Genomic DNA, 11,602 nt, shown 5'->3' with positions numbered 1-11,602 from the left:
GTGCGCGACCTGGTTGGCGCGCTGCTCCACCTCGGTGTACGACAGGACGAGCTCGCCGCTCGCGATCGCGGGCGCCGAGGGCGTGGTGTCGGTGGTGGCCTCGAACAGTCCGTGGAACGTGGCGGGGGCCAACTCGACACTCTCGCCGGACCATGCGCCGAGAACGAGCCGGCGCTCGTCCTGGGTCAGGACGTCGATGTCGTCGACCCGGATCGACGGGTCGGCCGCGACGGTCTCCAGCACGGTGACGAGCCGCGCGCCCAGCGCCTGGGCCGTCGCCCGGTCGAACAGGTCGACGGCGTACTCGACGCTGCCCGCCAGCCCCTCCTCCGACTCCGCGAGCGTGAACGAGAGGTCGAACTTCGCCGTGTCCAGCCGGATCGGCTGCGTCTCGACGACGACGCCGGGCAGCACCAGCCGGTCCGACGGGATGTTCTGCAGCTGGAAGGAGACCTGGAACAGCGGGTGGCGCGCCATCGAGCGCTCGGGGTTGATCGCCTCGACGAGGCGCTCGAAGGGCACGTCCTGGTGGGCGTAGGCGGCCAGGGCCGTCTCCCGTACGCGGCCGAGCAGTTCGCGGAAGGTCGGCCGCCCCGACAGGTCGTTGCGCAGCACCAGCGTGTTGATGAAGAAGCCGACGAGGTCGTCGAGCGACTCGTCCGTGCGGCCCGCGATCGGCGAGCCGAGCGGGACGTCCTCGCCGCCGCCGAGGCGGTGCAGCAGCGTGGCGAGCGCCGCCTGGACGACCATGAAGAGGCTGGTGCCGCTCTCGCGGGCCAACTCCTCCAACCGGCCGCGCAGTTCACCGGACACGCCGAACTGCACCGTCTCGCCGCGGTAGCTCATCCGGGCAGGGCGGGGGCGGTCGGTGGGCAGCGGGAGTTCCTCGGGCAGGCCGGCCAGGGTTGTGCGCCAGTAGTCGATCTGCCGGTTGAGCTCGCCGGCCGGGTCGTTCTCGTCGCCGAGGACCTCGGCCTGCCAGAGCGTGTAGTCGGCGTACTGGACCGGCAGCGGGGTGAACTCCGGTGCGCTGCCGCCCAGGCGGGCCGCGTACGCCACCGACAGGTCGCGGGCCAGCGGCGCCATCGACCAGCCGTCCGCCGCGATGTGGTGGACGACGACCAGCAGCACGTGGTCGTCCTCGGCGAGGGTGAACAGGTGGGCACGCAGCGGGATTTCGGCGGTCACGTCGAAGCCGGCCGCCGCCGCCTCCGAGAGCGCGGCGTCGAGCTGCCCGGCGGTGACCTCGGCGCGGTGCAGCCGCGGCCGGGCGGCGGGGTCGGCGGTGCCGAGGACCAGCTGCTCGGGGTGCCCGTCGGTGTCGGGGAAGAGCGTGCGCAGCGCCTCGTGGCGGGCGGTGACGTCGGCGAGCGCGTCGCCCAGGGCGTCGGCCGAGAGCCGGCCGCGCAGACGCAGCGAGAGGCCGAGGTTGTAGGTGCCGCTCGGGCCGTCGAAGTGGCCGAGGAACCAGAGCCGGCGCTGGGCGTGGGAGAGCGGGACGCGGGCTGGTCGGGCCTGCGGGCGCAGGGCGGCGCGGGCGCCGGCGGCGCCGGTCAGGGCGGCGGCGAGCGCGGCGACGGTCGGCGCCTCGAAGAGGGCGCCCACGGTGAGTTCGGCGCCGGCCTCGGTGCGGATCCGGCCGACCAGGCGGGTGGCGAGCAGGGAGTGGCCGCCGAGGTCGAAGAAGCTGTCGTCGGCGGAGACCGACTCCAGACCGAGGACCTCCGCGAACAGCCCGGCGAGCAGCAGTTCCCGGGCGGTCTCCGGGGCCCTGCCGGTGCTCGCGCCGAAGTCGGGGGCGGGCAGCGCCCGCTTGTCGAGCTTGCCGTTGGCGGTGACCGGGAAGGCGTCCAGGACGAGGACGGCGGCCGGGACCATGTAGTCGGGCAGCGCGGCGCCGACGTGGGTGCGCAGCTCGGCCGCCAGCGACTCGACGTCCTGCACGCCGGCGCCGGCGGCCGGCACGACGTAGCCGACGAGCCGCTTGTCCCCGGGCCGGTCCTCGCGGACGGTCACCGCGCTCTGGGCGACGGTCGGGTGGCCGAGCAGCGCGGCCTCGACCTCGCCGAGCTCGATCCGGAAGCCGCGGATCTTGACCTGGTCGTCGACCCGGCCGAGGTAGTCGAGCTCGCCGTGCGCCGTCCAGCGCACGAGGTCGCCGGTGCGGTACATGCGCGAGCCGGCCGGACCGTACGGGTTGGCGGTGAAGCGCTCGGCGGTCAGCCCGGGGCGGCCGAGGTAGCCGTGGGCGAGGCCCGCGCCGGTGAGGTACAGCTCGCCCGCGACGCCGGCCGGGACGGGCCGCAGGCCGGCGTCCAGGACGAGCACCCGGGTGTTGGTGATCGGCCGCCCGATGGTGGGCGCGCCGGCGCCGGGGACGAGCGGCGCGGACATGGTGGCGCAGACGGTGGACTCGGTCGGGCCGTACGCGTTGACCATGGCGCGGCCGTCGGCCCAGCGGGCCACGAGCTCGGCCGAGCAGGCCTCGCCGGCGGTGACCAGCGTCATCCCGGCGGGCAGCGCGGCGTCGCCCATGGCGGCGAGCACGACCGGCGGGAGGGTGGCGTGGGTGACCCGCTGCTCGGCCAGCAGGGCGGCCAGCGGCTCGCCGGCGGCCAGCCGGTCGGCCGGGGCGAGGACCAGCGCGGAGCCGTTGACCAGGGTGGTCAGGATCTCCCACATGGAGGCGTCGAAGCTGGGCGAGGAGAACTGGAGCACGCGGTGCCCGGCGCCGCCGCCGAACCAGAGCCGGTGGGCGGCGGCCATGCTGGCGACGCCGCGGTGGCTCACCACGACGCCCTTGGGGCGGCCGGTGGAGCCGGAGGTGTAGATGACGTAGGCGGCGTCGTGCACGGTCAGCGGCCCGTCGGCCAGCGGCCGGGCGGGCAGTTCGACGGTGTCCAGGAGCAGCCGCGGGGTGTCGTCGTCCGCGGGGAGTGCGGCCTGGAGCGCGGTGCTGGTGACCACCAGGCACGGGCGCGCGTCGTCGAGGATGTAGGCGATCCGCTCGGCCGGGTAGGCCGGGTCGACGGGCAGGTAGGCGGCGCCGGCGCGCATCGCGGCGAGCAGGCTGACCACGGTGTCCACGCCGCGGCCGAGGGCGACCGCGACGGTCCGGCCGCGGCCCGCGCCGCGCTCGGCGAGCAGCGCGGCCAGCCGGGCGGAGCGCTCGTCGAGCTCGCGGTAGCTCAGCTCCGTGCCCTCGTGGAGGAGGGCCGGGGCGTGCGGGGTGCGGGCGGCCTGCGCGGCGAACAGTTCGGGGGTGGTGGCGGCGGGGACGTCGAGGGCCGTGTCGTTCCACTCGCCGAGGATCCGGGCGCGCTCGGCGTCGCCGAGCAGGTCGACGGCGCCGACGCGGACGGCCGGGTCGGCGGTGACGGCCTCGACCAGGCGGCGGAAGCGCTCGCCGAGCACGCGGACGGTGGCCTCGTCGAACAGGTCGCGGGCGTACTCGAAGCCGCCGGCCAGGCCGGCCGGGCGGCCCTCGGCGTCGAAGCGCTCGGCGAGCCGCAACGACAGGTCGAACTTGGCGGTGTCGGTCTCCAGGTGGCGGATCGCCGTCTCCAGGCCGGGCAGCTCCAGCAGCGGCGCGGCGTTGTCCGCCAGCGCCAGGGTGACCTGGGCGAGCGGGTGGCGGGCCAGCGAGCGCACCGGGTTGAGCACCTCCACCAGGCGCTCGAACGGCACGTCCTGGTGGCCGTACGCGGTGAGGTCGAACTCGCGGACGCGGTCGACCAGTTCGCGGAAGGTCGGGTCGCCGGAGACGTCGGTGCGCAGCACCAGGGTGTTGACGAAGAAGCCGACCAGCTCGTTCAACGCCTCGTCGGTGCGCCCGGCGATGACGGTGCCGACGGGGATGTCGTCGCCCGCTCCGACGCGGTGCAGCAGGGCGGCCAGCGCGGCCTGGGCGACCATGAAGAGGCTCGCGCCGGAGTCCTGGGCGAGCGCGAGCAGCCGCCGGTGGGTCTCGCCGTCGAGCTCGAAGGCGGTCCGCCCGCCCCGGTGGCTCGCCACGGCCGGGCGGGGCCGGTCGGCGGGCAGGGCCAGTTCCTCGGGCAGCCCGGCGAGGGCGCCGCGCCAGTGCTCGATCTGCCGGGCGAGCAGGCTGCGCCCGTCCCGCTCGTCGCCGAGCAGCTCCTGCTGCCACAGCGTGTAGTCGGCGTACTGGACGGGCAGTGGCGCGAAGCGCGGGGCCTCGCCGCGCAGGCGGGCGGCGTAGGCGAGGCTGAGGTCGCGCGTGAAGGGGGCGACCGACCAGCCGTCGCCGGCGATGTGGTGGACCACCAGCAGCAGCACGTGCCGCTCGGGGGCGAGCGTGAACAGGTGGGCGCGCACCGGGACTTCGGCCGCCAGGTCGAAGCCGAGGGCGGCGGCGCCGGCGAGCAGCCCGTCCAGGGCGTCCTCGTCGGCGACCTCGGTGACGTGGAGCGCGGGCCGCGCGTCGTCGGGGTCGAGCACGTGCTGGTGCGGGGTGCCGTCGAGGACGGGGAAGACGGTGCGCAGGCTCTCGTGCCGGGCGGCGACGTCGGCCAGGGCGGTGCGCAGCGCGTCGGCGTCGGGGCGGCCGGTGAGCTCGACGGTGAGGCCGTCGTTGTAGGCGGCGCGGCCGCTGCCGCTCTCCATCTGGTTGAGGAACCAGAGCCGGTTCTGCGCGGCGGACAGCGGCATCCGCTCGGGGCGCGGACGGGCGGTGAGCGCGGCGCGGGCGGCCGGGGCGGGCGCGGCGGCGGTGCCGGCGCCCAGGCCGAGGGCCTCGGCGAGGGTGGCGACGGTGGCGTGCTCGAAGACCGTGCGCAGGGTGAGCTCGGCCTTCAGCTCCTTGCGGATCCGGCCGACCAGGCGGGTCACCTGGATCGAACTGCCGCCGAGGAGGAAGAAGTTGTCGTCGATCGAGCCGACCTGCTCGTCGAGCACCTCGCTGAACAGCCGGCACAGCGCCTCCTCGGCGTCCGTGCGCGGCGCGCGGGCGGCGGCGGGGGCCGCCTGGCCGTCCGCGTCCCCGGTGGTGGCTCGGGTGCGCGAGGGCAGCCCGGCGGTGTCCAGCTCGACGGAGTCCACGCGGTCGGTGGGCGCGGCGGTGCCGAGGCGGTGCAGGAAGTCCAGGAACGTCCGCTGGTAGGCGGCGAGTTCGTCGTCCCCGTAGAGGTCCGGGTTGGCGTCGAAGTCGATCTGCAGGCCCGCGCCGGTGCCGCGGTCGTAGACGATGAACGACACGTCGTCGGCCGGGCCGATCGAGACGTTGTGCGGGCGGGCCGGGTGCCCGCCGAACCGCAGGTCGTAGTCGAACATCATGATGTTGACGTGCGGGCCGACCAGCCGGCGGTCGTCGGCGAGCATGCCGAGGTCACGTCGCAGGTCCTCGAACTGGTAGCGCTGGTGCTTCATCGCGGCGCGCATCTCGCGCGAGACCCCGGCGAGCAGCTCCTCGACGGTCGCGCCGGGCTCGACGGCGATGCGCAGCGGCAGCACGTTGGAGACCATGCCGGGCACGCTGCGGGCGCTCTGGCCGAGCCGCGTGGAGACCGGCAGGCCGAGCACGACCTCGGGCGACCCGGTGAGGCGGCCGAGCCACAGGGCGACGGCGGCGACCAGCGCGGGCGGCCAGGTGACGCCGGCCTCGCTCGCGAGGTCGCGCAGCCGGTCCGTGCCGGCCGGGTCGAGGTGGGCGGTGTGCCGGGCCAGCGAGCGGGCCAGCCGCGGCTGCTCGCCGGACAGGCTGACCGGCTCGGGGCAGCCCCGCATCCGCTCGGTCCAGTACGCGCGGTCGGCGGCGCGGCGCTCGGAGCCGCGGTACTCCTCCTTCTCGGCGAGCAGCCGCCCGAGCGGCGCGAAGGGGCTTTCCGGGACCTCCTCGCCGGCCGCGAGCGCCGAGTACACGGCGGCGGTGCGCCGGGCGACCATGTTGACGGTGAAGCCGTCGACCAACAGGTGGTGGTAGCGGTGCAGCCACAGGTGGCGGTCCTCGGCCACCTTGAACAGCGCGAACAGGAACAGGTGGTCGTGCTCGGTGTCCAGCGGCCGGGCGAAGTCCGCGGCGATCCAGGCCCGCGCGGCGGCCCACGGGTCCGCCTCCCCGCTCACGTCGACGACGTGCAGGGACCACTCCAGCTCCTCGGCCGGCACGATCCGCGCGGCGGGCCCGGTCTCCGTCCCGGTGAACCGCAGCCGCAGGGTCTCCGCCTCGGCGACCACCCGGCGCAGCGCCGCCTCGAACAGCCCCGCGTCCACCGGACCGCCGATTTCCAGGAATTCGCCGGTGTTGAAGACGGTGTTCTGCGGATTCAGCTGCTGCGCGTACCAGACACCCGACTGGGCGGCGGTCAGCGGCAGCAGGACATCCTGGAGGTCGGACACGGCCACTCACCCTCAATACCTCGACGAAAACCAACCGGAAACCATGTCTAACAGCGGCCGGGAAGCCCGGACAACGCCGCTTGCAGAAAGCTGCCACGCCTTGGTGGCCACCGGGCCGCGTGCTAGCGTCGCGGCATGAAGGAGAACGGCACGAAGGAGTCCGGGCCGACCCCTCCGAAGGGGGAGCTGGTCGACCGCTACATGCCGGAATGGCATTTCCGCGAACACCACTGGGTGGCCGTCACCGCGCCCCCGGAGGAGGTGCTGGCGGCGGCCCGCGAGATGACCTGGCGGGAGGCCCCGGTGGCGCGCTTCCTGCTCGCGTTCACCAAGAACACGTTGCGCCCGGACGGCCGGGTCCTGGACGACTTCGCGATGGGCGGCGAGACCGTACTCGCCCTGTCCGACGACGAGTTGGTGTACGGGGGGATCGGCTCGCCGGCCGGTCCCGTCACTCCTGACCGGCCGATGGCCGAGGTCTTCCGGGACTACGCCGAGCCGGGTTGCACCAAGGTCGTCTTCACCCTGCGCTGCGCCGGCGGGGTGCTCTCCACCGAGACCAGGATCCTGGCCACCGACGACGCGGCGAAACGCAGTTTCGGGCGGTACTGGAAGGTCATCCGCATTCCCAGCGGAATGATCAGGATCGCGCTCCTGGCGGCCGTCAAGAAACGCGTTGACAAAACGGCCTGAAGGGCCCCGGGCATGTAGCCCGGGGCCCTTTGCTTTCGGGCCCTTCCGTTCGCCTCGGGATCAGCCCGTGGCGTCCCGGACGAGTTCCACGAACCGGCCCGCCGTGGAGTTCCGGTAGAAGTCCTGGGTGGTCACCTTCGGGAGTCCCTGGTCGCGCATTTCCCGGAGCACCCGGATCACCAGCAGGGAATTCCCGCCGAGCTCGAAGAAATTGTCCTGGAGCCCGACCTCGGCGCCGAGCGCGTGGCTCCACAGCTTGAGGACCTGGTCGGTCAGCGGGTCCGCGCCGCCCGTGGCGGCGCCGGTTTCGGCCGGGGCCGCCACGGCGCCGGGCGCGGGCAGCGCGGCGGTGTCCACCTTGCCGTTGATGGTCAGCGGGATCGCCGGCACGGCGGTGACCGAGGCGGGCACCATGTACCCGGGCAACACCCCGCGGGCGTGCGCGAGGACGTCGGCCGGGGCGGCCGTGCCGCGCAGCGCCACGTAGGCGTCGATCCGGGCGGTGGCCGCGTCGCCGGGGGTGTCGTGGTTGAGCACGGTGGCCGCGCCGGTCACGTCCGGGTGGCCCAGCAGCACGTTGCGGATCTCGTCCAGCTCGATCCGGTGGCCGCGCACCTTGACCTGGCTGTCCAGCCGGCCCAGGTGGTCCAGGGCGCCGTCCGGGCGCAGCCGGCCGCGGTCACCGCTTCGGTAGATCCGGCCGCCGCCGTACGGATCCTCGACGAACCGCTGGGCGGTCAGCTCCGGCTGTCCGAGGTAGCGGTCGGCGACGCCGGCGCCACCGACCCAGATCTCGCCGGGCACGCCGACCGGCAGCAGCCGGCCGCGCGGGTCGCGCACCGACAGCGACCAGCCGGGCAGCGCCGGGCCGACCTTGCGGCCGGTGGCGAGCACGTCGGCCGGGGTCACGGTGTGCGCGGTGACGTGCACGGTGGTCTCGGTGATGCCGAACATGTTGACCAGCCGGCAGGCGGTGGGCGAGTGCCGGGCGAACCAGGGGGCGAGCATCCGCACGTCCAGCGGCTCGCCGCCGAACACCACCAGGCGCACGGCGAGCGCGTCGGCGGGCGCCGGCCGGTCGGTCTCGACCAGCTGGGCGAAGGCGGACGGCGTCTGGCTCAGGACGGTGACCCGCTCGCGCACCAGCTGGGCGTGGAACAGCTCCGGGTCCCGGGTGGTCCAGTGGCCGACGACGACGAGCCGACCGCCGGTGAGCAGGCAGCCCCAGATCTCCCAGACCGAGAAGTCGAAGGCGCTGGAGTGGAACAGCGTCCACACGTCGTCCGGGCCGAGCCGCAGGTCCCCGCGGGTGGCCTCGACCAGCGCCGCGACGTTGCGGTGCGGGATGACGACGCCCTTGGGGCGGCCGGTGGAGCCGGAGGTGTAGATGACGTAGGCGGGCGCGGCGCCGTCCTCGGCGCGGGGCGCGGCCGGGGCGGTGTCGCCGAGGGCGCGCAGCTCCGCCGGGGTGACGACGCGCACGCCGTCCAGGTCCGCCGGGAGGCCCTCACCGGTGCCGATGACGACGCCCGCCCCGGCGTTTCCGACGGTGTAGCGCAGCCGGTCCTCGGGGTAGCGCAGGTCCATCGGCACGTACGCGCAGCCCGCCTTGAGCACGCCGAGCAGGCTGATCACCAGGTCCGCGTCGCGCTCCAGGGCGACGCCGACCATCGAGCCGGGGGGCACGCCGAGGGCGCGCAGCCCGGCGGCGGTGCGCTCGGCGAGGGCGTCCAGCTCGGCGTACCGGAGGCACACGTCGCCGGCGGTGAGCGCGACGGCGTCCGGCCGTTCGCGGACCACGTCGGCGAAGAGTCCGTCGATCGTGCGGACGGCGGACTCGGCCCGCCCGGCCGGCGGGGTGACGCCGAGGGCCAGGACGTGCTCCGCCTCGGCCGGGGTGAGCAACTCGACGGTCTCCAGTACCCGGCCCGGGTCCGCCGCCAACTGCCGTGCCACGTGGGCGACGTGGTCGGCGAATCGCGAGGCGACGACCGGCGCCAGCTCGCTCGGCCGGTAGCGCAGCACCCCGGCCGCCGTACCGTCCGCGGCCACGGTGAGGTGCAGCAGGCCGGGCAGTGCCGGCGCCAGCTGCGCCACCCGCCACTGGCCCGCGCGGGCCTCCTCGACCAGCACGCCGATCCCGCCGAGGTCGAGCACGCCGCCCTCGTACGCGGGCCGTCCGGCCAGGTGGGCCGCCACGTCCTGCGCCTCGTCCACCGGAGCGCCCGTGCCGTACCGGGCGAGCACCAGGGCCGCGGCGCCGACGAGCAGGGCGGCGTCCCCCGGCAGGCCGTCCGGCAGCGGGAGCTCCGCGACGGCCCCGGCCGCGGCCGGCTCGCCCAGGCCCCACTCCGGCGCGACGGGCGCGACGGGTGCGGAGGAGGGCCCGGGCGCCGCCTCGGCGAAGGTCAACGCGGCACCGTCCACGGCCAGTTCGTGCCGCGCGACGAGTACCAGGTCGGCCGCGTCGTCGGCGTAGCGCAGCAGCACCGCGCGCAGCGGCGGCCCGGCGGCCCGCAGCGGACGTTCGGCCTCGCGCCGGGCCCGGGCGGCCGCCCGCGGGTGGCCGGCGGGCAGGTCCACCCGCTCCTCCCACAGCGGCAGGTCCGCCAGCTCGGCGCGGACCCGGCCGGCGGCGGTGCGCAGCCGCCGTGCCAGCTCCCCGGCCTCGACGGCGCCCGGCAGCCGGACCACCAGGCTGTGGCAGGACGCGGCCTGACTTCTCGACATGGACGGACACTCCTGACGGTGGTGCGAACGGGCGAACGGGACGTGGGCGGGCGTCAGCGGGCGCTGAAGCCGCCGTCGACGGTGAGCGTGGTCCCGGTGACCTGCCGGGAGTCGTCGCCGGCCAGCCAGAGCGCGGCGCCGGCGATGTCCTGCGGCTCGATGAGGGCGTTCATCGGCTGCGCCTGGACGAAGATCTCCTCGTGCTCGTCGACGGCGACGTCCAGCGAGCGGGCGATCTCGGCGAGCATCCGGCCCTCGTGCAGCGGGTCGTCGCGCACCGAGCCGGGGCACAGGGCGTTGACCCTGACCCGGAAGGGCGCGTAGTCGAGCGCGGCGGCCTTGGTGAGGCCGATCAGGCCGTGCTTGGCGGCGACGTACCCGGCGAAGTGCCGGTAGCCGACCAGCCCCGCGGTGGAGGCGACGTTGATCACGCTGCCGGAGCGCTGCTCGACCATGGCGGGCACGACCGCCTTCGTCATCCGCCAGGCGCCGGTGAGGTCGATGCCGACCATGAGGTCCCACTCGTCCTCGGCGATCTCGTGGACGGCCTTGCCCGAGGGGGCGGCGATGCCGGCGTTGTTGAGCAGGACGTCGACGGTGCCGAAGCGGTCCAGGGCCTGCTCGGCGGCGCGCGTGACGTCGGCCGGGTCGCGGACGTCGGCGGCGACGGTGTGGACGGCCGCGCCGTGCGCCCGGCAGAGCTCGGCGGTGTGCGCCAGCTGGCCCTGCGAGCCGAGCGGGTAGGGCACGCCGTCGAGGTCGCCGGCGACGTCGACCAGCACCAGGTCGGCGCCCTCGGCGGCGAACCGGACGGCGCACGAGCGGCCCAGGCCGCGGGCGGCGCCGGTCACGACGGCCGTCCTGCCGCTCAGGCGGCCGGTGGCGGGCTCGTTCACGCACCCACCCCGCTTCGCTCGGCAGGGGCGTTCACCCACGTGCGGCTCGTGGCCGCTCGCTTGCCTCGCGCGCTCACGAGGCGGCGCCCGAGGGAGCGGCGAGCGCGGCGGCGACGGCGTCGACCACCGGCAGCGGGGACTCGGTGAGGTACATGTGGCCGCCCTCCGGCTCCACCAGCCGGAACCCGGCGGTGGTGGCCGCGCGCCACTCCCCGGCCTGCTCGCGGGTCACCAGGGTGTCCCCGGTGGCGCGCAGCGAGGTGATCGGGGTGCGCAGCGGCTCGTCCGTCGCGGGCCGGTAGTCCTCGTGCATCCCGACGTCCGCGCGCAGGATCGGTAGCAGCAGTTCGCGCATGTCCGGGTCGGCCAGTGCGTCGTGCTGGTAGCCGGCGAACTCCTGGACCCGGGCGAGGAAGGCGTCGTCGTCCAGGCCGGTGGCGCGGCGGGTGCGCGGGGTCCACGGGCCGGGCGAACCGCTGACGAAGAGGTGGACGAGGTCGACCGCGGGCTGCTGCTCCAGTCTGCGGGCGAGCTCGAAGGCGAGCACCGCGCCGAGGCTGTGCCCGAACAGCGCGACCGGCCCGTCGGCCAGGTCCGCGACCCGCGGGGCGAGCACGTCGGCGGCGGTCGCCGCGTCGGTGAACGGCTCGTCGAGGAACAGCTCCTCGCGACCGGGCAGTTGGAGCGGGATGATGCGCGGGGCGTGTGCGGGGAGGTTCTTCCACCCGCGGTAGAAGCCGGCGCCGCCCCCCGCGAAGGGCAGGCACACCAGGGAGTGGGTCATGAGCGGCATCGCTTTCTGGGAAGCTGCGTGGTGGCTGCACGGTGACCGGGGGCGTGGCCGCCCGCGGGCGGCCGGACGTCCACGCTGTCATCGGGCCCCGACCGCGGGCAACGGGCGTTGCAGATTGCTGCCAACGCCCGCCGCC

5 protein-coding genes are annotated in these 11,602 nt (G+C 75.3%); 1 reads left to right on the top strand and 4 read right to left on the bottom strand.

The genetic code is table 11. The features are described 5' to 3' along the window. On the bottom strand, positions 1 to 6,354 hold a 6,354-nt coding region (locus tag AB0C76_RS28600), incomplete at its 3' end, for an amino acid adenylation domain-containing protein (RefSeq protein ID WP_359971092.1). Between the two features lie 135 nt (positions 6,355 to 6,489). On the opposite strand from AB0C76_RS28600, the gene AB0C76_RS28595 reads away from it, so the two are divergent. Next, positions 6,490 to 7,047: a hypothetical protein gene (locus AB0C76_RS28595; RefSeq protein WP_359971090.1), complete on the top strand. Its 558-nt coding sequence runs from the start codon at positions 6,490 to 6,492 to the stop codon at positions 7,045 to 7,047. 60 nt (positions 7,048 to 7,107) lie between these two features. Here the strand turns inward: AB0C76_RS28595 and AB0C76_RS28590 are convergent, their stop codons facing one another. The 3 genes from AB0C76_RS28590 to AB0C76_RS28580 all read right to left on the bottom strand — a co-directional run bounded on the left by AB0C76_RS28590 (position 7,108) and on the right by AB0C76_RS28580 (position 11,457). Next, complete coding sequence (locus tag AB0C76_RS28590) at positions 7,108 to 9,777, bottom strand: non-ribosomal peptide synthetase (protein WP_359971088.1); 2,670 nt, start codon at positions 9,775 to 9,777, stop codon at positions 7,108 to 7,110. Between the two features lie 53 nt (positions 9,778 to 9,830). Further along, on the bottom strand, positions 9,831 to 10,673 hold the full coding sequence (locus tag AB0C76_RS28585; protein WP_359971086.1) for a mycofactocin-coupled SDR family oxidoreductase: 843 nt from the start codon (positions 10,671 to 10,673) through the stop codon (positions 9,831 to 9,833). Between the two features lie 73 nt (positions 10,674 to 10,746). Continuing rightward, positions 10,747 to 11,457, bottom strand: coding sequence for an alpha/beta fold hydrolase (locus AB0C76_RS28580; RefSeq protein WP_359971084.1), 711 nt, complete (start codon positions 11,455 to 11,457; stop codon positions 10,747 to 10,749). Positions 11,458 to 11,602 lie beyond the last annotated feature (145 nt).

Source organism: Kitasatospora sp. NPDC048722 (assembly GCF_040650235.1).
GTDB lineage: Bacteria > Actinomycetota > Actinomycetes > Streptomycetales > Streptomycetaceae > Kitasatospora.
Note: the sequence above shows the minus strand (reverse complement) of the source record. Positions and strands in the feature narration are given on the sequence as shown.

What these genes read in the sequence shown, in the direction of transcription:
- AB0C76_RS28595 (WP_359971090.1), top strand. Translation starts at nt 6,490, where the DNA reads ATGAAGGAGAACGGCACGAAGGAGTCCGGGCCGACCCCTCCGAAGGGG.
- AB0C76_RS28590 (WP_359971088.1), bottom strand. Translation starts at nt 9,777, where the DNA reads ATGTCGAGAAGTCAGGCCGCGTCCTGCCACAGCCTGGTGGTCCGGCTG.
- AB0C76_RS28580 (WP_359971084.1), bottom strand. Translation starts at nt 11,457, where the DNA reads ATGACCCACTCCCTGGTGTGCCTGCCCTTCGCGGGGGGCGGCGCCGGC.